Annotated in this window: 26 protein-coding genes; 5 read left to right on the top strand and 21 right to left on the bottom strand. The window is 39.4% G+C overall.

The window, feature by feature from the left end; translation table 11 throughout:
• Window positions 1–639 precede the first annotated feature (639 nt).
• From BSG1_RS02040 to BSG1_RS02010, 7 genes are all read right to left on the bottom strand, one after another.
• Complete coding sequence (locus BSG1_RS02040; protein WP_006835136.1) at window positions 640–1,917, bottom strand: IS110 family transposase; 1,278 nt, start codon at window positions 1,915–1,917, stop codon at window positions 640–642.
• A 245-nt stretch (window positions 1,918–2,162) separates the two neighbouring features.
• Window positions 2,163–2,804 carry a CPBP family intramembrane glutamic endopeptidase gene (locus BSG1_RS02035; protein ID WP_006835135.1) on the bottom strand — a complete coding sequence of 214 codons (642 nt, stop codon included), beginning with the start codon at window positions 2,802–2,804 and terminating at the stop codon, window positions 2,163–2,165.
• Window positions 2,805–2,812: 8 nt separating this feature from the next.
• Complete coding sequence (locus tag BSG1_RS02030; protein ID WP_044022203.1) at window positions 2,813–3,373, bottom strand: GNAT family N-acetyltransferase; 561 nt, start codon at window positions 3,371–3,373, stop codon at window positions 2,813–2,815.
• A gap of 27 nt (window positions 3,374–3,400) precedes the next feature.
• Window positions 3,401–4,003 carry a GNAT family N-acetyltransferase gene (locus tag BSG1_RS02025; protein ID WP_232214165.1) on the bottom strand — a complete coding sequence of 201 codons (603 nt, stop codon included), beginning with the start codon at window positions 4,001–4,003 and terminating at the stop codon, window positions 3,401–3,403.
• A gap of 114 nt (window positions 4,004–4,117) precedes the next feature.
• Complete coding sequence (locus BSG1_RS02020; RefSeq protein ID WP_232214164.1) at window positions 4,118–4,921, bottom strand: alpha/beta hydrolase; 804 nt, start codon at window positions 4,919–4,921, stop codon at window positions 4,118–4,120.
• Between the two features lie 283 nt (window positions 4,922–5,204).
• Complete coding sequence (locus tag BSG1_RS02015) at window positions 5,205–6,020, bottom strand: lipid II flippase Amj family protein (protein ID WP_006835130.1); 816 nt, start codon at window positions 6,018–6,020, stop codon at window positions 5,205–5,207.
• Window positions 6,021–6,129: 109 nt separating this feature from the next.
• Window positions 6,130–6,339: a hypothetical protein gene (locus BSG1_RS02010; protein WP_006835129.1), complete on the bottom strand. Its 210-nt coding sequence runs from the start codon at window positions 6,337–6,339 to the stop codon at window positions 6,130–6,132.
• Window positions 6,340–6,615: 276 nt separating this feature from the next.
• Between BSG1_RS02010 and BSG1_RS02005 the strand changes: the two genes are divergently transcribed.
• The 5 genes from BSG1_RS02005 to BSG1_RS01985 all read left to right on the top strand — a co-directional run bounded on the left by BSG1_RS02005 (window position 6,616) and on the right by BSG1_RS01985 (window position 10,682).
• Complete coding sequence (locus BSG1_RS02005; protein ID WP_044022202.1) at window positions 6,616–7,146, top strand: sigma-70 family RNA polymerase sigma factor; 531 nt, start codon at window positions 6,616–6,618, stop codon at window positions 7,144–7,146.
• Window positions 7,143–8,075, top strand: a complete 933-nt coding sequence (locus BSG1_RS02000) for a hypothetical protein (protein WP_006835127.1) — start codon at window positions 7,143–7,145, stop codon at window positions 8,073–8,075. Before BSG1_RS02005 ends, BSG1_RS02000 begins: the two co-directional genes overlap by 4 nt.
• 61 nt (window positions 8,076–8,136) lie before the next feature.
• On the top strand, window positions 8,137–8,970 hold the full coding sequence (locus BSG1_RS01995; RefSeq protein WP_006835126.1) for an ABC transporter permease subunit: 834 nt from the start codon (window positions 8,137–8,139) through the stop codon (window positions 8,968–8,970).
• On the top strand, window positions 8,970–9,995 hold the full coding sequence (locus BSG1_RS01990; protein WP_006835125.1) for an ABC transporter permease: 1,026 nt from the start codon (window positions 8,970–8,972) through the stop codon (window positions 9,993–9,995). The genes BSG1_RS01995 and BSG1_RS01990 overlap by 1 nt, the downstream gene beginning before the upstream one ends.
• A 285-nt stretch (window positions 9,996–10,280) precedes the next feature.
• A complete protein-coding gene (locus tag BSG1_RS01985) occupies window positions 10,281–10,682 on the top strand; it encodes a hypothetical protein (protein WP_044022201.1) in 402 nt (133 codons plus the stop codon).
• A 324-nt stretch (window positions 10,683–11,006) separates the two neighbouring features.
• On the opposite strand, the gene BSG1_RS01980 is transcribed toward BSG1_RS01985, so the two are convergent.
• The 14 genes from BSG1_RS01980 to BSG1_RS01915 all read right to left on the bottom strand — a co-directional run bounded on the left by BSG1_RS01980 (window position 11,007) and on the right by BSG1_RS01915 (window position 19,817).
• Entirely contained in the window at window positions 11,007–11,558 is a 552-nt protein-coding gene (locus tag BSG1_RS01980; protein ID WP_006835123.1) for a hypothetical protein, read from the bottom strand.
• A gap of 9 nt (window positions 11,559–11,567) precedes the next feature.
• Window positions 11,568–12,449, bottom strand: coding sequence for an aminoglycoside phosphotransferase family protein (locus tag BSG1_RS01975; protein ID WP_006835122.1), 882 nt, complete (start codon window positions 12,447–12,449; stop codon window positions 11,568–11,570).
• Between the two features lie 37 nt (window positions 12,450–12,486).
• A complete protein-coding gene (locus BSG1_RS01970) occupies window positions 12,487–12,774 on the bottom strand; it encodes a hypothetical protein (protein ID WP_006835121.1) in 288 nt (95 codons plus the stop codon).
• Window positions 12,775–12,898: 124 nt separating this feature from the next.
• The gene (locus tag BSG1_RS01965) at window positions 12,899–13,246 is read right to left on the bottom strand and encodes a hypothetical protein (protein ID WP_044022199.1); all 348 of its coding nucleotides are present in this window, start codon (window positions 13,244–13,246) and stop codon (window positions 12,899–12,901) included.
• Between the two features lie 135 nt (window positions 13,247–13,381).
• A complete protein-coding gene (locus BSG1_RS01960; protein WP_006835119.1) occupies window positions 13,382–13,903 on the bottom strand; it encodes a GNAT family N-acetyltransferase in 522 nt (173 codons plus the stop codon).
• Between the two features lie 136 nt (window positions 13,904–14,039).
• On the bottom strand, window positions 14,040–14,474 hold the full coding sequence (locus BSG1_RS01955; protein WP_006835118.1) for a cell wall hydrolase: 435 nt from the start codon (window positions 14,472–14,474) through the stop codon (window positions 14,040–14,042).
• A 79-nt stretch (window positions 14,475–14,553) separates the two neighbouring features.
• Entirely contained in the window at window positions 14,554–15,168 is a 615-nt protein-coding gene (locus tag BSG1_RS01950) for a LysE/ArgO family amino acid transporter (RefSeq protein ID WP_006835117.1), read from the bottom strand.
• 257 nt (window positions 15,169–15,425) lie between these two features.
• The gene (locus BSG1_RS01945) at window positions 15,426–15,704 is read right to left on the bottom strand and encodes a hypothetical protein (protein ID WP_044022198.1); all 279 of its coding nucleotides are present in this window, start codon (window positions 15,702–15,704) and stop codon (window positions 15,426–15,428) included.
• A 16-nt stretch (window positions 15,705–15,720) separates the two neighbouring features.
• A complete protein-coding gene (locus tag BSG1_RS01940) occupies window positions 15,721–16,242 on the bottom strand; it encodes a DNA topology modulation protein (RefSeq protein WP_044022197.1) in 522 nt (173 codons plus the stop codon).
• A 97-nt stretch (window positions 16,243–16,339) separates the two neighbouring features.
• On the bottom strand, window positions 16,340–16,540 hold the full coding sequence (locus tag BSG1_RS01935) for a hypothetical protein (protein WP_006835113.1): 201 nt from the start codon (window positions 16,538–16,540) through the stop codon (window positions 16,340–16,342).
• A 1,100-nt stretch (window positions 16,541–17,640) separates the two neighbouring features.
• Window positions 17,641–17,862: a hypothetical protein gene (locus BSG1_RS01930; RefSeq protein WP_006835112.1), complete on the bottom strand. Its 222-nt coding sequence runs from the start codon at window positions 17,860–17,862 to the stop codon at window positions 17,641–17,643.
• A gap of 211 nt (window positions 17,863–18,073) precedes the next feature.
• Window positions 18,074–18,514, bottom strand: coding sequence for a hypothetical protein (locus BSG1_RS01925; RefSeq protein ID WP_006835111.1), 441 nt, complete (start codon window positions 18,512–18,514; stop codon window positions 18,074–18,076).
• Between the two features lie 154 nt (window positions 18,515–18,668).
• Window positions 18,669–19,388, bottom strand: coding sequence for a YwaF family protein (locus tag BSG1_RS01920; RefSeq protein ID WP_006835110.1), 720 nt, complete (start codon window positions 19,386–19,388; stop codon window positions 18,669–18,671).
• A gap of 168 nt (window positions 19,389–19,556) precedes the next feature.
• Complete coding sequence (locus tag BSG1_RS01915) at window positions 19,557–19,817, bottom strand: hypothetical protein (RefSeq protein WP_006835109.1); 261 nt, start codon at window positions 19,815–19,817, stop codon at window positions 19,557–19,559.
• Between the last annotated feature and the right edge of the window lie 17 nt (window positions 19,818–19,834).

Here is a 19,834-nt window from a genome sequence, read left to right as displayed (position 1 = left end):
CGGTAGGTTTGTGGGAACTTCCTGCTTTTTGTTGGACTTTTCTGTGCTGAGATTCATGAAAGTATTGGGATTCTACTTGTCTTAAGTACCGATTGATGTGCGTTTTTCTAGTGGATGTTGATTGGGGACATACTCTCTGCATTTTCCGAGAATTCATCTCGTCATAATGCTGTTGGAAAGATGCTCCTTTCGCAAGTATCGTTGCTATATGATGAGATAGTTGATTTCCGCTCCAGGTGTGCGACTCCGCGGGGCGGGCGGTGAGCCTCCCTCTAGAAATGTTGGAGTATCAACCTTTGAAGCCGTTTTTCTGGTTAGAAAACTTTTTTGAACTGAATCAATTTAATAATATTTTCTAGATGTTCAATAATTTGTAAGGGGAAGCTTACGCTTCGCTAGAGCTAAATGGAAATCATTAACTCTAAAGTGCTTATGTGATGCACATTGGATCTCTGCGAATCTTATGATGACGTACCCTCCCATGTCTCTTGGCGTCTAGCGCGTACATTCCTTCGTTCGGTCTATTCATAAGGCAGAGGCTGGCAATGCTCCTCGAGGGACTCGTGGTCTAATGGCTCATTATGTGCCGGCTTCTCCGTGTCATCCTCTTGTTTAGATTTCAAACTACTTAGAAGTAGCTCAAGCCGCCTCTTGGAGGCAATGGAGGTCTCTCATCATAAGACTTGCATTAAAGTGCATACGTTTCACACACAAAGCGTGTAGAATCTTAAGTAACTTCCCACATAATACAACCATAGCTTCTTTCTTCTTCAATGGATTGACAGTTCGAGTTGTGTAGTAATGGTATAGGGATTTAAAGGCGATGTTATGTTGAATCAAAGGAAGTATGACTCGAAATAATATAGCCCTCAGTTTCCTTCTACCCCTTTTTGAGATTTTCTTCTGGCCTTTGTGTTGTCCGGAAGAGTTTTCCCTTAGTGTGAGGCCCGCTAATTTAATTAATTGGCGTGGATGCTCATATAGACTAAGAGAGCCTGTCTCAGAGAGTAATTCAACAACTGTGTTTTCACCTAAACCATCAACTGACAGTACAAACTCATAATCTGTCATTTGTTGTGCGAGTTCATTTAACCTGGACGATAAGGTCTCAAGTTGTTTTGAAAGAGCTTTGAATTGAGAAATTAAAGTACCCATCTCAAAACGTGCCATCTCTAACCCTTCTGTCAGTCCGATTGACTGTTTAGCCATTGATTTTAACTTTTTAATCTTAGAAAAGGAAAGGCATTGTAGCCCTTCTACACTTTTGTATAGGTAGATTAAATCTTCATCACTTTTTCTATAAAGGTCAATGGGTAAAGGGGTCATTTCAAGTACAGCACAAGCGTTTTTCCCAAAGCTTTTAAATATGTGGTGAAACTCAGGGAAATAAAGATCTGTCCAACGAACCATTCGATTTTTAATGGCTGTAAGATCTTCTTGTATCTTAGATCGCAGGCTTGCGCCATTTCGAAGTTCAGCTTCGACCCCTTCTAAGGTTCGTGTATAGTTGAACCGGCCGTCACGTATTAAGCTAGCGATAACACGAGCGTCCTTTTGATCATTTTTAGTTTGAAGGTTGTCATCTAATTCTTTAGTTCTATTCACATGCATAGGATTCACCATGACAAAACGGATACGCTGGCCAACCAAATACGCAGCTAAGTTCATCCAATAGTGTCCTGTAGGTTCAAATCCCACGATAACCTCTGATTTTTGATGTTGAATTTGTAGAGATTGAATCCTTTTATCCAGCTGATCAAATCCTGCACCTGATTGAAAGAAGGGAAACGATTTTTGTAAAATACGACCACGATCATCCATTGCACATGCGAAGTGTTTCTTTTTGGCAATGTCGATTCCAATGACCATAGTATCTTCAGAAACTTGATTAATTTTATGATTCGTATTACTATTCATTATGGTCCTCCTGTATGGTATTGAGTTTCGATTTGGTTGTTGATACTCAAGCATCATACAAGAGGACTTTTTCTTTTTCAAGACCGCTAAAGATTATAAACAGGAATGCTCCTCGGCTGCGCCTGTGGGGTCTCACCTGTCCCGCTAGTCCCGCAGGAGGTCGCACACCTTACGCTTCCAATCAACCATTCGTATATAGATCCAGAAAAGTTTGTGTAAAAAGCAACAAGCTATTAAAATACAGCCTAGTAAAAAATCGCAAACAGGTTCCAAAGTGAGTGAGCAATAATTGGAACTAGTAGATTTCTAAACCGGATGGCAAGAATACCTAATGCAATACCTAGAATAAGGGCGTCCCAGAAATTAGGGTGGAAGGAGGCAAAGACAACAGAGGATATAATCAACATTGGATAGCTGAACTTCTTAGGAGGAACTAGTATCAATAACCCTCTAAACATCAGTTCTTCATAAATAGGAGTAATAATAGTAATGATAATTAAGAGTTGCATGTACTCAAAAAAGTCTAAAGGTAACAAGTGAAACGAAAAAGGATGGTGCTGAATTAAAACAACGGTTGTTAACACACCCACGATCCATAGGTATGTTCTTTTCTTTTTTAAAGGGAAGAGATAACAAATAGCATAGTACTCCTTTTTTGCTATCAGTACTAATAAAATGACAAAATACATAATTACTAAGAGTTTATTTTGCAGTTTGGCGATATATATTTCTTCCGAGATGGTGCTCTTAATTAAGACGAATTGTTCTGGAATTTGTATACCGCTAATAAAAAGACCAATGAAAAAAATCACCAGGATCAGAATTGCATTCATGCCGGTCTTAATGCTCCCTTTTAGAGCCAAAATCCTTCCCCCAATCATCCACATTCTTATTTCTACTGTTGATTTGCGCTATTTCTATTAATAACTCCATAATAAACAAGGTCTTCAAATCTGCCTTCCTTCAAAACATGTTCTTTCAATTCACCTTCATTTTCCATTCCTATTTTCCGAAGTACTCTGCCAGAAGCAGGATTTGACCCAAAGTGACGGGCAAATACTTTATGATAGTTTTTCTCTTTAAAAGCAAACTCAAGAATTGCATGGGCTGCTTCAGTAGCATACCCTTTTCCCCAATAAGGCTCCCCGATCCAATAGGCTATTTCACCATTTTTAAAAGATTGATTGTTTGATAAGGCAATTGCGCCTAGTAACTTTCCAGTAGTCTTGTCTGTAACTGCAAACTCATACAACTTATCTTTATTATAGTTGTCCAAGTGATTTTTTATCCAAGACACTGCATCCTCCAAAGTATATGGATAAGGCAGGTATAAAGTATTTATATATAATTGATAATTATTACAGAGACCGGCTACTTCGGTGGCATCCCGTTGTTGAAACAACCTCAAAACCAACCGTTCAGTGGTTATGGTTCTACTTATACTATTGAATACCAACTCTTCTCCCCCCTTGCATTCCCATCATTATTTGTTTACTAATTTAAGAATCGGAGACTCCATATCTACCTGTTTTCGCACATAATCATCATGCAGAATTCCATAAACCGCACAGTCTTTATATTGGTTTTTCGAATTGCGAATCATATCCCTGATTATGCCTTCCTTCAGCATCCCTGCTTTACTCATAATTTTTCCGGACGCGGGGTTATCTGTATTATGGGCACCGGAAATTTTATGAACGTTCATATATGTAAAACCGAAATCCACAACGGCCTTTAAGGCTTCAGTGCCGTATCCCTTGTTCCACCAATGGTATCCAAGCGAATAACTTACTTCACAATTTTCTGTGGCTTGATCAAAATCATATAAATCGATTTCCCCAATCAGCTCGCCATCCACCTTTAGTTTAATGGCCCAGTAACAGAAATCATCCTTTTCATAATTAAAGACAATCTTCGTCAAACGCTCAATCGTTTGAGAAAGAGAGGTATGCGCTGCACTGATTCGATTGTCTGAAATCCTTTCATCCGATAACCAATGAGCGAACGCTTTTTGAGCATCAGTAAGTCTGAACTCTTCAAGGATTAATCGTTCGGTCTCTATAGAAGGTGTTCCTAAGTAATTCATCATTTTCCACCTTGCTATATTAGGTAGCAATTTTACGCTGCCGTCCTAATATTTCTGCATATTTTGGCCTAAGCATCCCATTAACTTAATCTATTTAATTTTTTCCTTATTAAATCAATAAGTAGATAAAAGAAAGTTACGTATATTAACCATTGAAAATTCTTCATTCCAATGCACATAATGCCCGCCTCTTACAGGTTGATATGTGATTGGGAGGGTATGCCTTTTAATTCTATTTATATAGTATTCTGTGCTTTTGGACTCATTTTCGTCTAAATCTTCAAAAGTACTGTAGATTAAATAGGTCGGGGTTCGCAGCTTCTTTAACAAGTTAGGGAGATTAAGATTATAATATCCAAACATAAGGTTAAGGCCACTTAATGAGAATTCTGCTGGATGTTTCAAAGCCGTTCGTATGTAATCGTTCTCTTTTATAAATACACGGTTACAAAATTTCTCTACTGTTAAATCAAAAGGATTTTCCTGCTCTTCATTCTGAGAAAATAAGGGTTCAAGTTTCTTCAAGAATGGTTTCCCGAATAATTTTACACATACATTCAGCATGGGAAAAGCATACGCAAACGGACCGAATTCAGATTTTGGGATTCTGGGAAACGGCTTATGTCCTTGGTCCAGTAATATGAGTTTATTGACTTTGTGAGGGTAATGAACTGCAAAAGCCAGTAATATAGCTCCGCCTAATGAATGCCCTATTAAGTTGGCTTGTTCCATCTGCATCTGTTCCATATATTCATTTACCCAATCCGCTAATTGAATAGCTGTTATTCTGCCTTCAATCCCCTTGCTTTTACCTAATCCAGGCAAGTCAATTAAATGAGTTTCAAACTCACCACTCAAATAGTCACCTATATTAAGTCCCTCATTCCCTGAGAAACCCGCAGCAGGCAGGAAAATCACAGGTTCCCCTTGGCCTACTCTTTCAACGAAATAATCATAATTTGAATTAATGTCTCTCACCTCCTAATAAATTTTGACTACTAAGGATTTTTATAAAGTAAAGATTGTAACGAAAATAATAGATGCCGAGGCAACAAAAGAAATGATGGCAGAGATATTTCGTTTCTCTATTAACTCAGTTAATCCCAAAACTTACATATATACTCGTAAGATAAAGAGCATTTATCATTTCTAACTTCCCATCAACCTTAATCTTCCTTATCCCATTTTGATAAGCAAACGATCAAACCATAAATTTCGTAAACCAGGCAATATATTTTGCACCCCAAATAAATATCAATTGAGCCAGTAATGTACCAAGCAAACGGGAAGTGATCATCATTAGGGACATACTCTTCCGCTTATTGTAACTTCCCCTCTCGTTGACCACATCATCTGCCATGACTGATAATTTAGGGTCGATGAATATAACCAAGAGAATGGTTGCGATTCCGTTGATCAAGCCTGATGCCATTGTCGCCGTATATCCCCTATCAGGAGCCAGCAATGCTGCATACAAAGCAGCCAAAACACCGATGGTATATATAGCGGTTACGAGCATATTGACAATAAATAAACGAACCGGAATATCTTTAACATTCGTATCACGCAAATACGAAAATTTAGGCAGGCTAAAATGGGTAATTCCTCGTTTTATGTACTCTAACGAAAAGATTCTTTTCATTAAAGAAGGAACGGATCCTTTTTCCTCAGATAAATGAATGATCGCCCTGGAAAACAGCGCGATGAAAGTCGGAAGTAAGATCATCCCGAACACTGTGCCGACTGTCGATGCTCCTATCAATATGAGAAATTGAGCTTCTACAAAGGCCAGCGTATTCTCTTCCGGTGCTGTATCGATCAAGGTTCCAGTGAAAGGCTGCTGCATCATATTGGCCATTCTTGAGACGATGACCATTATATTAAAGAGTGATAATGCTGATGCAATCATTTTAACTCTTGCACCTGAAAGCCTCACTGCATAGGCGAGCGTTTCGATTGAATGGATGATAAAAATGAACAAAGCGATAAATAATAATTTTTCTGTTAAAATTCCCATAGAGTACCCTTCTTCTTTAACATAATTTTGAGTCTATACTTCAAATACCAGCCATTCACAAACTTCGGTCATGCCATTTAGCTTTCTGCCAGGAAGACCCGGTATTTCATCAGACTGAAAGAATATAATTTCGCAAGGCCTTTGGTCTTACCATTATGTTAGGATTCACTAGTTTTATAGCATACTTGCCTTCCGTGGTTTCAACTGCATACATTCTATGTAAAAGCCCGCCAGTCAGTACTTGGGGTACATTCGTTAGTTCCCCCAGTTGAGAAGATTGGCATATCTGGTCCCAGTCCATCTGATATTCCTCAGCCATTTCGCCCCTCCTTCATCCACATATTTCCTTTCCTATATCTTACCATCCATTTCATAAGGACAAAACACTTTCCTGATATCGATTTCTGTTCGTTTTGTATGCTATTTTCGTTTACACTTAAAATAAATGCAAAAATATTTAAACTTTTTTGAACCAAACATGCAAAATTACTATCTAATAAGTATCGACCGAATCAGAGTCAGTCTTCTTATTCGATTTAATCATGCCAACTATAAATTAATCGTTCCTAATGAAGTGACCAGGAGGTGTGAACGTTTGCAGGAAAAAAAATTAATCAAGAAAGCTAAGAAAGGACATCATCCATCTTTTATACAATTGATGAAACAATATGAAGTTTCGATGTATCGAGTCGCAAAAGGAATCTTAAAGAAAGATCATGATTGCGCGGATGCCATTCAAGAAACCATCTTAATCTGCTTCAAAAAAATCGCTACTCTTCAAGAGGATAAATATTTCAAAACCTGGCTGATTAGAATACTGATCAATGAGTGTTATGCGCTCTTGGATAAGCGGAAAGTGGTCATTCCTGTCGAGTCCTGGAATGAAAGCGATAACTCCGAACTTGACTTGAAACTCTCCGTTCAGGAAGCCGTTTCTTCCTTGAATGATTCTTTAAGAACGGTGACCACACTCTATTATTTTGAGGACATGTCGATCAAGGATATTTCTGAAGCTATCAATATACCGGAAGGCACCGTCAAGTCCCGCTTATCTACTGCCAGACAGCAAATGATGACGTTTCTGGAGGAAGAAAAAACCCCTTTTAGAAGGAGCGTGTGGAAATGAATGAAGATAAATTCGACAGCAAAATGAAAGAGCTGTTTAACGATGATTCAATCCCCTCCATTGTGAAAAATAGAATAAATGATACATATGACATGATCGAATCGGAAAGTAAGAGGAGAAGAAAATTTTTTCCTTTTTCCATAAGTAAAGGATTGCGTGCCGCGCTTATAGGCGGTGGGCTGGTTGCACTATCAACTGTCGGAGTCATTGCCTCCCAAGGGTTTCAGTTATTCGATTCGGAAGGAGACGTCGTGATGGAATTGACAGAACCCCCTTATGATATCAGGGCGTGGGATGCTGAGAATGCAGAAGCATATAAGGAAAAAGTGGAACCGGGTGAAGCTCTCGTTTCCTATAGGGTTAGCGATTATCCTGAGAAAATTTTCACTGTCTACCGGCAGCCGAGATTGTTTTCCGACCATCAAGAATACAAAAATTCCATCAACCACGGATATGCTCCGAGCGAAACACTTCCTTTCGGGCTGACTTTCACAGAAGGAAAAATAACTGTCGATGCTGAGGAAAGCCAATTTAAGCCAGCGGAATCAGAACTTTATGCAAAAGCCAGATACAGTGAAGAAGAAGTTCTTTCAAAAATTGTGAAGGTAAAAGAAAAGAAAGATCAAATCGTGGCTGTAACCCACTATAAAAATGAAAAATTTGATGTATTTATCCGAAGCTCTTCAAAAGTGGAATTATACGAAAAAATGCCTTTGGATGATGGCGAGCTCGTTATCTCCAAAACGAAGATCAATCATCATGATGAGGCCTTTCACCTTAAACAGGAAACCGGGGCATTTCCATACCAGTCCATTCTCTGGATAAAGGAATATGACGGAGAGAAGCTCATGTATGAAGTACTTACTTACGCCCTGGATAAAGTAACAAAGGAACAGCTTATAGAAATTGCTGAGAGTGTTAATGGATAGAGCGGGCAACCATGATTCAACACTGCTCTACTTATGATTTTCATTTAACAGGAGGACTTTTATGAAACCATTGAAATCATCCGGAATACAAGTCCTGTTCATCCTGACAGGTATCCTTGCGATCAGTATCCTGCCTGCCATCATTAATGAAGTGTGGCATATCCTTTCAGGGTTCTTTTCCCTCGCAAACTTAGTATATATTAATCCGATTTCACACGTGGAAAGAGAACTTTTTCCATTCTTTTGGAACGCTTATGAATATTCACTTACGATATTTTTCTCTGCCCTGTTTTTGTCCCTATTCATCGCGATAATCGTTCTCTTTTTCTACTTTTTGCTCGGCAAGCCATTTCAAGTCCTGGTCGATTTTATTTCCTTTACGATGAGTTCACTTCCTGACATTTTCGTCATTGTCGGCAGCCAGCTGCTCGTTGTATGGATATTCAAAAGAACCGGGGTATTCTTGTTCGACTTTGTGGCGTTGGGAGAAGACAGGGCTTATATCCTGCCGATCCTTTGCTTGTCCATCCTCCCCACCATGTACTTCATCAAGACTTTGACCGTCCTCATGAAAGAGGAATTTGAGAAACAGTATGTAGAGCTCGCAAAGAGTAAAGGTGTGACTTATTTCGGTATCTTGTTTGTGCACGTATTCAGAAATACGATCATCAGTCTGGCCTACCACGGGAAAAATGTCATGTGGCTGATGCTCTCCAACCTTCTGATTTTGGAGTATCTATTCAATATGCTGGGTGTGACCACGTTTTTATTTTCTTATAACACCCCCACCCTATTTGCTGTGACTTCCATATTGCTGTTCGTCCCTATCTTTGTGTTTTTAAAGATTATCCAAAGATGGGCCAATTCAATGACAGGAAATGAGGTGGAATTATAATGTTAAGAGTAATCAGACAGCCATTATTCATCATCGGGTTTTCCATCATCTTTTTTATTACAGCAGCGAGCATCATCCATGCCACACATTATGACTCTGTCATCCCGCAAACCGAATGGCTGACAGACAGTGAAGGAAATATGATCAAAGGGGCTCCATTGCCACCGGCAAAAGACCACCCTTTGGGAACAGATAAATTTGGCTACCACATGCTTCAACGACTGCTGCAAGGGGCAAAATATACATTTGGTGCTGCCTTTCTGACATCGGTCCTCGGCTTTTTCCTGGCTTTTGTACTTGGGATCCTTCTAGCCTTTTGGCGAAAAAAAGGATCAAAAGCAATGGTAAAAGGAATCTCATCCTCCTTTTATTTTGTGCCTCAATCCATCATTGCCTATAATATCTTGTATCCTGTCCTATGGGAATCTCCTGAAGGATTTCCTTATTCATTAACAGGGAGAGTGGTCTATCAGATTGTCATGCTGGCGCTCATCCTGGCCCCAACGACAGCTTTGTTGATAGCCGATGAGACAAGGGAAATATTGAAGAAGGAATTTATCGAAAGCGCCATTACACTTGGAGCTTCTCCCTTTCACATTTTCAGGAAACATGTGCTGCCCCACCTGCGTCCAAGGCTGTTCATGATTTTCCCAAGGATTGTCGTCCAGGTGCTGCTTATCATCGCGCATCTAGGTATCTTCCAAATTTACTTTGGAGGCACCTCGGTTTGTTACGATATTATGTGCGACCCTCCGATGCCTGTTGCCAACGAATGGTCAGGGCTGCTCGGGATGTATATCAAACAGATCAATTACCAGTGGTGGCTCGCCCTTGGACCTCTGGGCTGCTTCACCTTAACCATCTTGGCCATCAACAGTATGGCTGCCGGAATTGAAAAAGGCTTAACACCACCAAAAGCTTATCGCAGAAGATGGAAAATCTGGAGAAAGAGAAAAATAGCTCCCATCCCCGGCTCTTCTTATTCTGTGGATGCCAATGATTTTAAAAGAGTTTCGAATGGGTGATAATTGATTTACCTGTGGGGCGGGTGATTATTTTAACAGCTATCACTCTGAGCCAGGCTCAACTCACCCTTTTTGAGCCTGGCTCAATTCACCCCTTTTGAAACTGGCTCAGCTAACAATAAGCTTCTAACAGAAATAGGATAAAAACGAGGAAAGGTACTGCAAATAAATGCTAATATATACATAGATTTAAATATAAGAGTTTAAACGGAACAAAACTGAATGGCTTCTAACACACTGTTAGAACCGCCATTAGTGATCGTTTACAAGAGGGAGTGGGGAAAAATGAAGATAAAAATAAAATGGTTGTTCATAGCAATACCAATAGTCTTACTTATCATGTTTGCGTTAACATATATTCCTCATAAAGTTGTGAGTATTGATCCATCCAACGTCTCCAAGATAAAGATCTTTGATGGAAACACAGGAAACCAAATGGAAATCACCGATGAAAGCAACATAAAACATGTCATTAATAACCTGAATGAAGTAACTTTCCAAAAAGGCAAATCCTCATTTGGATATATGGGTTTCAGCTTTAAAACAACCATTTTTGATAAAAAGGGAAAAGCCATAAAAGAGTTAACCATACACTCTAGTGATACAATCAGGTACAAAGGTTTTTTCTACAAGTCCGCTGATAACTCAATAGACTATGATTATATAGAGAAATTAGTTCGAAGATGAACACGTGGATGGGTTTTTAACTTGAAATTGTATAGAAACAAAATTGTTCTTACCAAAAAGGCTTAAAAAGTCCTCTAGGCCTTTTATAAGATGGAATTAAATTCTAAACCAGTAATAATAGCTTAATAGCAATAAACTGGCTGACATAATAAATGTGAAACTTCGTCTGTTTTCCGTTTTACGGGTTCCTCCGAAATAGAAATATAGAGAAGCCGATATAAAAGCCACATAAGCAATTAACTTAAAAATTATATCCATCTTCCACCTCAGGAAAGCCTTCTTTTTTCAGATGTTGACCTTTGATTAGCTTTTTGAACAGTCTCCTTAATTTGTAAGTATTTCTACGATTGATTCAACTATCCTCTCTACAGGTAAGGTACCGTCTATTACAAGATCGGAATCAGGTTTAATTGTTTTTTCCATTTCCAAGTATGCTCTACGTCCAGAATCTAAATACAACCTTATGTTTTCCTGTATATCTGAAGCTGAATTATCATTTGAAAAATCACGTAAAATCCGCCTACCCATCGCGACATCCAAAGGAGTATCTATATAAACAGAGACATCGATTAAATTTCTCATACCATAGTTCCTATAAGCAAAAGGGTAATCGATAACTATATACGCCGGCGCTTCCTTCAAGGTTGATAATTGCTGGATATCTTTAATGAGTGGCTCTAAATTCCACTCGTTATAATCCGCTCCCTCCTCCACCCACTGAATCAGGTCATCGGGGGATTCATGAAAATCGTACTCATCAAATAATAATTTCCTGGAATCTCCCAGGGTTTGATTCAGCGCATTCGTTACAGCTGTTTTCCCGCCTCCTGACACGGCTGCGATTGAGATGACTTTAGGCTTTACACTCATCCACATACTTCCTTCCTATCTATGAGAATTAAGGTATTGAAATCTTTCAAGAGCACTTCCCCAATCTACATCGTGATTTTCTTTTACAGCATAAATCAACTCATGAAAGATAGGCTGCAGTCCGTAAAACGACTGAACTCTTTCGAAGATACCTGTTTTATCTTTCCCATCATAATAGGTCAGTAATTTTTTTGTGAACTCCGGCCCATATGCCCAATAAAGTCCCGCAAAGTCAAAGGCAGGATCGGCTATTTGCGCATCCGTGAAGTCTATGATACCGCTGACACATTCTTCTTCTTTGTTATACAGTATATTTGCAGCCGTTAAGTCTCCGTGAATTACCGCTTTATTAACATTTGAATAAATGGGATTATTTGAAAAATCTTCATAGAATTGCTGGATTTCAGCTCTTTCAGAATGAGTTATATTAGGAAATACATAAGTCTTAGCTGATTCATACAGATTTTCCCAGTAAGTATCAGTATGAAAGGAAGTTATGTTCGTCTCCTTCAAAGCTGATAATTCAATACTGTGCAGCCTGCTGAGGAAGTCACCGAGGAGCTCGGCACTATGCAGGTCAAGTCGGGAATTTTTAATCTCACTCAATGACTTCCCCTTCATGAAATTATACTTGACACACTTGAGATTTCCGTCCATTTCGATTCCTTTATAACGAGGTATATCAAGCTTTGGCTCTTTGTGGGCCAAGTGCTTCAGTAAGATTATCTCATCCTTTACTTTCGACGCAACTTCTTCTGATCTGGGAAACCTGAATACAATTTCTTTGTTCACTATGAAAATATCATTGTCCCAGCCCTTCTCATATGCTGTTACTTCTTGGATTATTATGTCAGGAAACAAGACCTCGATTACTTTTTCAAATTGTGCTTGGTTCAAGATCGTCCCCCCTCAAATTATGTCAAACGGGAAGCGCCTATCCATTATGAACATCAGCCTCTTCAGCTTTCCTTTTTGCATACTTTCCGGCTTGAATGATCAGGATGGCGAATGTAGATAGAAAGGCATTCATAACAATAAAGAACCAGGCCCCGGATGGGATTTCCATGATAAAAGCATACAGCAGTCCCGCTAACATGCTGATCCCTACGACCACTACCAAATGGATGGTTTTGTCCAACAGAAAACTCGCTGCCCCGCTAAACAGTATTACTACCGCTCCCATGATGAAGACGTGGAAACCTATGACGAATAAGAATTCCATTTTCACAAGCCCCCTTGAATCCTACTTAATACCAATTATTTCAAAAATATTAGCCTTTATCAATGGATACTTTCTTATCTGACTCTAAAATAAAAAGGAGCAATCAACTAAGATTACGCCTCCACTACCAGTTTCCTTTCATACTATAGCTCTTTCCTATTGTTGAAGGAGAAAAAGTAACGCTGTATCGGCACCCGAGTTCCTTGATAACGGAATCCGTTAATTCACTTCCTTTTCTATTATGCTCTTCTTCGATTTCTATCCCATCTGACACTAATTTGTCTGCGGTCCAATCAACCCATCTGCCGTAATCAGCGGCCCACTTTATGAATTCTTCTTGCAGACCTTTTGAAAAATTGAAATCTTCAAGATCTAAATTGCAACCACATTTTCTGCACCATATCGGATCTGCCGCCATATCTCCTTCGACTTTTAGGTTAAAGGTTTCGTTTTGCTTACATAAACAACGCAAATAAGTTCCTGCTTTTTTTTAAATGGCTATTTTCGTAAGATTGTTGCTTCCAAAATAACCCCAAGTGCCGGGTTTTCCTTTCTTGTTTACCAGGGGATATTCTGTGAAATATGGCTAAATTCTTTGTAATTCATATTAGATATACTTCTCCATCCGGATATCCTTCCACATTCTTTCCTGCCAATATGTAAAATCCTCTATCTCGCCGATTTTCTTGTAGCCTAATCGTTGATAAAGCTTGATGGCTTGCTTGTTAAACTCAAATACACCAAGCTCAATCCGTTTAAGGTCTTCTTTCCCAATCTCTTTTTCCAAATGCTGAATAGCGTGAAAGCCAATGCCCTTGCCACGACCTTCCGGTTCCCCAATGGTAATTCCGATCCAGGCCGTTCCTTTTTCTTTTTTATAAAGATGCCCGGGATCGACCATATAATTCATTTCGCCAACAAGATGGTCATCCAAGTAAATTAAGTAATATGTATGGTTTTTCAGCCTGCTCGTCAATTCTTCGCGGGTCACTTCTTCCCTGCGGTGTAATTCTGTTTGGTTGAGATTTGGACGGATCAAGGGAATGATGCTGGGATCATTCTCCCACCGGCTGAAAGCTTCAGCTATTTCTGTTGTAGGTTCGACTACTCTTTCAAAACGCAAATTCATGTTTTCTCTCCCACCCCTTTTGTATAAATGTACCAAGAATCCTCCAACATGTCATCAGCATAAAAACGGGAACATCCTTTACGAGGACGTTCCCATATTGATGTTAAAATATAATCAAAGCATAAAGAGCAGCATGCTAATAGACACTGTCACAAGTCCCGCCTACCGGCTCATAATAGCAGTGATTTTTATATTGGCCAGCAAAAGGCTGACCGTACCAGGTTGGAGGACATGGCGCATAGGGGTTAAAATACCAAAGGGCATATTTCCCTGGATGCTGGGCCCAGTAATCCAAGTTCTTCTTGGCTAACTTTTTTTCTACAGACCTTGCTCTGTTATAAAACAAATTCCCTTTTTGAACCGCTTCAAAAGAGTAATTTCCACCCTGCACTTGGTAAATGACATCATAAATCGATCGTACATCTTTAAAATCCAGGCAATCTGCTTTCGCACGGTTAACGATGACATTACCGACATACAACATCCCCTGTTTTCCTTCACCTTCAGCTTCGGCTCTCATCATCCTTGCCATTAAGGCTACATCTGAATCCCGGTATTTTACTCTTGGCATTTTTTTCACCTCAGAAATATTGTATGAAAAATGCCCGCTTTCATGTCATTATTTATGAATTCCGGAAGCTTTTGTTTTTCTAAAAGATTAATAAGTTGCTAAGTAAATAGATGGCTGTCCCCCAAATAATCAAGGCAGATACTTTATTCAACATCACTAAATAGGCTGCTGCGTTACGCAGACTGCCTATCTGTTTGCCTAAGAAGGCCAGAGCCAAAAACCATATCCAGGATACGCCGATACAGGCTGCAGTAAACCCGAATTTCTCCATACCTGAATAGGAGATCGAACTGGTGCCAATAACGCCGATTGTGTCCATTATCGCGTGAGGATTCAACAATGAAACAGATGCCGCAAAGATAATTTGTCTTTTCGGCGAAAGAACTTTTCCTTCAGTTGAGGCCGAATCACCCTTGCTATTCCATGTCACTAAGCCCATATAGAGCAGAAAGATAATTCCGGCTGATAAAAGAACAACTTTTATCCAGTAAATCCCCAGGACAAGAATAGATACTCCTAAGACGGCCATCGAAATGAGGATGGTGTCACAAACGGATGCGGTAATGACAACCGGCAGGGTCCTGCTGAATTTCGGCTGAAGGGACCCCTGATTAAAAACAAAGACATTTTGGACTCCCAGCGGAAGAATCAGCCCAAACGCTAAAATGACACCGTGAAATATCGCACTTATCATTGCTGCTACATACCTTCCTCGTCTGCCAAATCAATCAACACTTGAATCTTGGCTGGCAGCTCATTTCGCTTGTTTTTCAAACGCTGTTTTCGTACATATTGTTGCTCTCGGAAAAATCCAAAGAGCCGGATTTTCCCCTTGGAGACAAGGGTTTTTTCTCTAAACAAGGTGAATTAGCTCTTTTCTTCTTGTTTTTCAGCTATTTCTGGTTCATTAAGTAAGTATTTTTTATAGAATGTATTAAATAGCAACAAAGTTTACGAAAAGAGCCTTTTAAAAGTTAAATAATATTCGTACCCCAGCATGGCTGCTCCTATTAAAGCAATTAAGATACTTAATATAAATGGAAATCCTAAGAAAAGAGATTGTACAACTTCATCCCCATATTGTTTATCACCAAAAATCGCAAACCATAACTTCGAATCACCAGACCAGGATGTAATGCTTGTTGCAAATACAGAGCCCGCTATTATGATTGACCCAGCAAAGATCAATCCGCCAAGAAAAAAGAAGCCGCCAATTATTGTTCTTTGCATCATGACTCCCCCTATTTCACGCCTTTGTTTTACATTCAACAAAATTTATAAACTCTTCAACTTCTTCAGAACTCCTTAAAATAATGATTTCCTTTTCTGTTGAAAGGTTTTCAAGTTTCGCTAAAACGATCGGCTTTTTTGTTTTAGGATAATCCCAAATCCACTTCAAAAATTTCAGATTCAGCTTTTCATGACAACCTTCTTTCATATCAGGCCTAGTCTTATTTCGGAATTTAATCATTCTTTTAAAAACACGATAGACACATACATAACGGGAAATATCCAAGAAAATGATTGTATCCGCGGCTTCCAGCCTGATGTTCAATGTGCTATTGTAATTCCCATCAATAATCCACTTATCATTTTTGACCAGAGCTTCTTGTATTTCTGTTTGCTCTTCTCTTTTAACAGGTGTCCAGTTCGGTTTCCAAAGCAGTTGATCCAGGTGCCAAACATTTGTATCCAGCGCTAGTCCTAATCTCCTTGCCAAGGTTGATTTCCCTGACCCTCCAGAACCTATAATTGCAACCTTCTTCATGTAATCCCTCTTCATCACGTTATGTAAATTATTACGAAAAAAGAAGCCTATCTTGTCTAAAGTAGAGGCACGAGTAATTCACCTTCTTATCACAGTGTTAATTGCCTCCGCCTCCACCGATATGCGGCCCTCCGCGTTTGGATCTCTCCAGTTCAATCGCCTTCTCTACTTCCTTCTCTTGCTCAGTCTGTTCTCTATAAGGCGAGTGATATCTCTTTTTGTGTTTTCGTCTTTCAGAATAGAACAATAGAGCAGCAAACAGTACTACAAACAACCCCCATAATATAGTAGAAAGCAATGTATCCCTCCTTTAATAATATGTACGATTGACGGGAGTTTAAGTTTCAGCTGAATTAGTGTGTCGGCACCCATATCGTGTCATTTGCCTGATAACACAGTTTGCTTGCCTGAATTTTAACAAACGATAATCTCAATGACCAATTTTTTCGGGTTATGGGACATCATCCCTTCAAGTATCCATTCTCACTGGTCTATTTAGTCCTTATTCTGACCATAATCCCGTTCTCATTAGATCGTTTACTCCCTTTTCAGACCAACATCCCTCACAAAATCCATTCTCATTGGTCTATTTGAACCCTATTCAGACCAACAACATTCATAAATTCCATTCCCGTTGGTCTAATTACTCCCTTTTCAAACCAACATCCCTCACATAATCCATTCTCCTTGGTCTGATTACTCCCTTTTCAAACCAACATCTCACATATAATCCATTCTCATTGGTCTATTTAAACCCTATTCAGACCAACAACATTCATAAATTCCATTCCCGTTGGTCTAATTACTCCCTTTTCAAACCAACATCCCTCACATAATCCATTCTCACTGGTCTGTTTACTCCCTTTTCAGACCAACAACATTCATAAATTCCATTCCCGTTGGTCTAATTACCCCCTTTTCAAACCAACATCCCTCACTTAATCCATTCTCACTGGTCTGTTTACTCCCTTTTCAAACCAACATCTCACATATAATCCATTCCCGTTGGTCTAATTACTCCCTTTTCAAACCAACATCCCTCACACAATCCATTCCCGTTGGTCTATTTAAACCCTATTCAGACCAACAACATTCATAAAATCCATTCCCGTTGGTCTAATTACTCCCTTTTCAGACCAACATCCCTCACTTAATCGATTCTCACTGGTCTGATTACTCCCTTTTCAGACCAACATCCCTACAAAAAGCCAATCTCAATGGGTCGTTTACTAAAATCAATGACAACTCTTCTTCAACACTCAATTAATCTATAATTTTGAACCTGATAAATCCGTAATAAAACCTTAATTAATCCTCACCTTTACTCGACTCTTCCAATAACGGAGCCAGTATCTCTCCATGTATCTCTTCGGCCGTCTTTCCATCGAGTGAATATGGTCAGCCTGCAACACCTTCACCTACAGGGAATGAGGTGCCGCCGATTATTTCACCTTCATACATAAAAACCCTGAATTCTGCTTCACCTGTAAATCCTGGTTGAGAATTATAAATTTTGCTTATTGGGTGTCCCTCCAAGATAAAGATTTCCTGCGTGATCTTTTTCCCACTATATGAACCTGGAGCAACCGGTTGAACTGCCCAGATTGCTAGATGCGGCAAATCGCCGAGTTCTTCCTTCGTAAAGGAATACTCATGGGTGCCTTCATACGAGATAATATCATACTGTTTATTCTGTAAGTACTGCCTAGCAATCTACCATCAGCTCCCAGTTTATCTTCACAAGCTGCCAGCAATAAGATAATAGCTATCACATTAGTTTTTTCATCAGTAATCCCCTAATGGGCTGACATATTGCCTGGAGTGTTAAACTCTATTTTTCTTCTGCTCTAACAACAAAACTCGTCAGGTGCTCGTCATCCACAGAAACATCAATCTTCCAAAGCCCTTCTTTATCCAAAGCAAATTTGGCTCCGCTTTGATTATTGTCAATTCCCCATTCATATAGTTGCACAGTCTCATCGGTCTCCTTGTGAGTGGCTGTCATAGTGTACTTTTTACCGTTAAAATCTGCTGAATCATCCAACAGGTATACATAGTAATGCCGCCCCTGCCCCACCGGAAAAGCCGGTTCATCCTCTTCCCCGTTGACCTTAGTTATCCCGAACTCCCCTTCCGTTCCATACAAAGTAAGATTGTCCTTAATAAATGGTTCAGACTCCTGCCAAACAATTTCTTCATTATTACTGCTGCAGGCTGACAAACTGAACAAGATCAGAACTAATAGAAACTTGAATTTAGATAAAGTACTCATTTTCACTCCTCCTTATTAATAAAAGATTCAATAATCTTTTCCATAATCCTGCCAGTTTAAAGTCTCCCTCCTAAATTTAAGCTTTTTTTAGATACCTGGTAAAAAACCCTCATCGCGTATCACAATGAGGGTCACAAATTAATTTTCCAAATGCTCAAGCTTGTAACCTCTCTTTTGCTCCCTCCCGCTTCAATAACCAGCCCATCGGGAGATACGTAAGGTAGAACACGAACAGAGTTGCAATTTCAAGATTAATGTAATACATAATACCTGATCCAAAGAAGGACAAAATAGTTTTGGATTCCGTAGGATTTGCCAAGTAGAAGAAATTAGTGCCGAGAAGATGATTAATAAAAAAGATAGGCAGCGCGATAAGGTTTAACAACAGGAAGCCGGTCCAGATAGCTTTCTTTGGCACCCGGTACCCTTCATAAACGATTAAATAGAGGACCGACCATGGAAGCGCCGAATGATGAAGGAAGTACTTGATAAAGCGATAATGAGGAAATTGATAAAACACTTCAGGTGTGACCATACTCAGAATTGCAGGCAGCGATCCGATAAAAAACAATAAATAAAACGCTTTCTTGCTAGGCTTCAAGAACAAAAAGATGCATAAGAAAGTACTGATGGAACACATGTGCAGAGGCAGATTCCCCACCTCCCATTGCTGTGTCAAAACAAGCCAGAGGTGCTGCGAAATTTCACCGAGAATCAGAATCCAGAATAACGTCCACTTGATAATCGATTTGTGAGGACTCAAGTGATGTCTGAATAAAATCAGCCAGAAAAAGACAGCCACAAACAGTATAAGCACAGTGATATGCGGTACAGAAAACAACTCAAATGTTCGCATTTCCGTAGCCGAAAACATCATGCCACCCCTATCCCTTTAGAAATAAAGTGGTTATCATGGATAGTTTATTCGGCATACATGGGAGTTTAGACGTTGTCCGCGAATTTTTGACAAAATCAGAGGCTGTCTTTCTGGAAAAAAGACCTGAAAGTATTTTCATGCAGGTCAGGAAAGGTGAATATCAAACTAATGCTCCACTCTGTTCCGATAATATTCAACCGCTTCTTTCAACCGATCATTCTCCTGTTTAAGGTCTTCTTTACTTATGTCTTGTCTCCACTTAAAAATTAGCAAACTAATAATAACAACTAAAGAAATACCCCATCCGAACAGATAAAAAGAATCCAAAGTTCCCGGATTAATCCAAGCGATATATTTATATTGCAATATCGTAAATAAAATCAGCATGGTAAACGCAACATATAACACCTTCCACCATGTCCTCATGAAATCACTCCAAACCG

Origin of the sequence: Bacillus sp. SG-1, from assembly GCF_000181495.1 — a bacterium.
In the GTDB taxonomy this organism is placed as follows: Bacteria; Bacillota; Bacilli; order Bacillales; family Bacillaceae_B; genus Rossellomorea.
The sequence above is the reverse complement of the archived record's forward strand: the minus strand, read 5'-3'. Positions and strand labels throughout refer to the sequence as shown.

Bases quoted from the DNA above. Each gene is read 5' to 3' on its own strand.
- BSG1_RS02040 (WP_006835136.1), bottom strand. From the start codon at position 1,917: ATGAATAGTAATACGAATCATAAAATTAATCAAGTTTCTGAAGATACT.
- BSG1_RS02035 (WP_006835135.1), bottom strand. From the start codon at position 2,804: ATGTGGATGATTGGGGGAAGGATTTTGGCTCTAAAAGGGAGCATTAAG.
- BSG1_RS02025 (WP_232214165.1), bottom strand. From the start codon at position 4,003: ATGAATTACTTAGGAACACCTTCTATAGAGACCGAACGATTAATCCTT.
- BSG1_RS02015 (WP_006835130.1), bottom strand. From the start codon at position 6,020: ATGGGAATTTTAACAGAAAAATTATTATTTATCGCTTTGTTCATTTTT.
- BSG1_RS02010 (WP_006835129.1), bottom strand. From the start codon at position 6,339: ATGGCTGAGGAATATCAGATGGACTGGGACCAGATATGCCAATCTTCT.
- BSG1_RS02000 (WP_006835127.1), top strand. From the start codon at position 7,143: ATGAATGAAGATAAATTCGACAGCAAAATGAAAGAGCTGTTTAACGAT.
- BSG1_RS01995 (WP_006835126.1), top strand. From the start codon at position 8,137: ATGAAACCATTGAAATCATCCGGAATACAAGTCCTGTTCATCCTGACA.
- BSG1_RS01990 (WP_006835125.1), top strand. From the start codon at position 8,970: ATGTTAAGAGTAATCAGACAGCCATTATTCATCATCGGGTTTTCCATC.
- BSG1_RS01985 (WP_044022201.1), top strand. From the start codon at position 10,281: ATGAAGATAAAAATAAAATGGTTGTTCATAGCAATACCAATAGTCTTA.
- BSG1_RS01980 (WP_006835123.1), bottom strand. From the start codon at position 11,558: ATGTGGATGAGTGTAAAGCCTAAAGTCATCTCAATCGCAGCCGTGTCA.
- BSG1_RS01970 (WP_006835121.1), bottom strand. From the start codon at position 12,774: ATGGAATTCTTATTCGTCATAGGTTTCCACGTCTTCATCATGGGAGCG.
- BSG1_RS01960 (WP_006835119.1), bottom strand. From the start codon at position 13,903: ATGAATTTGCGTTTTGAAAGAGTAGTCGAACCTACAACAGAAATAGCT.
- BSG1_RS01955 (WP_006835118.1), bottom strand. From the start codon at position 14,474: ATGCCAAGAGTAAAATACCGGGATTCAGATGTAGCCTTAATGGCAAGG.
- BSG1_RS01950 (WP_006835117.1), bottom strand. From the start codon at position 15,168: ATGATAAGTGCGATATTTCACGGTGTCATTTTAGCGTTTGGGCTGATT.
- BSG1_RS01945 (WP_044022198.1), bottom strand. From the start codon at position 15,704: ATGCAAAGAACAATAATTGGCGGCTTCTTTTTTCTTGGCGGATTGATC.
- BSG1_RS01940 (WP_044022197.1), bottom strand. From the start codon at position 16,242: ATGAAGAAGGTTGCAATTATAGGTTCTGGAGGGTCAGGGAAATCAACC.
- BSG1_RS01925 (WP_006835111.1), bottom strand. From the start codon at position 18,514: ATGAGTACTTTATCTAAATTCAAGTTTCTATTAGTTCTGATCTTGTTC.
- BSG1_RS01920 (WP_006835110.1), bottom strand. From the start codon at position 19,388: ATGTTTTCGGCTACGGAAATGCGAACATTTGAGTTGTTTTCTGTACCG.
- BSG1_RS01915 (WP_006835109.1), bottom strand. From the start codon at position 19,817: ATGAGGACATGGTGGAAGGTGTTATATGTTGCGTTTACCATGCTGATT.